We start from the raw sequence: 695 nt of genomic DNA on the forward strand, positions 1-695 counted from the left end.
GGCTCCCTGTCGGGCACGGCTAAAGGGATATTCCGCAAGCCGTTTCTTCCGCTGATCCCGGGCTTCCGCCATGTGCCGTTTGGCGACATTGATATGATGAGAAAAACGTTTGAAACATGCGCGATGGTAGGGGAAGACGTGGCAGCGGTCATCCTGGAGCCGATCCAGGGAGAAGGCGGCATCATCCTTCCGCCGGACGGCTACCTGAAGCAGGTAAGAGAGCTGTGTGATGAGTATGAAGCCCTGCTGATTTTTGATGAAGTGCAGACAGGAATGGGCCGTACTGGAAAAATGTTTGCGGCAGAGCTGTACGAAGTGGAGCCGGATATTCTCTGCCTGGCAAAAGCTTTTGGCGGCGGCGTGATGCCGGCAGGAGCGATCGTAGCAAACGAGAAAACATTCAAGAGCCTGTTTGACAATCCATTTATGCATACAACGACGTTTGGCGGTAACCCGCTTGCCTGTGCAGCCGCTATTGCGACGATTAATGTATTAATTGAAGAAAACCTGCCGGCACGCGCGGCCGAAATCGGGGAGTACTTCCTGGCAGGCTTAAAAGAAGCCGCCGCAGAACACGGGGACAAAGTGATGGAAATCCGCGGGAAAGGCCTGATGATCGGGATTGAGTTCCATAAAGATGAAGTCGGCTATGCCCTGTCCAAGGGAATGTTTGATGAAGGAATCCTTGTAGCCGG

General features: G+C 53.5%; 1 protein-coding gene. It reads left to right on the plus strand.

Translation table 11 applies throughout. The features are described from left to right. The coding region (locus RG959_RS23805; protein WP_342799273.1) for an aminotransferase class III-fold pyridoxal phosphate-dependent enzyme at nucleotides 1-695 on the plus strand (695 nt) is incomplete at both ends.

The organism is Domibacillus sp. 8LH (assembly GCF_038806185.1).
Taxonomy (GTDB): Bacteria; Bacillota; Bacilli; order Bacillales; family Domibacillaceae; genus Domibacillus; species Domibacillus indicus_A.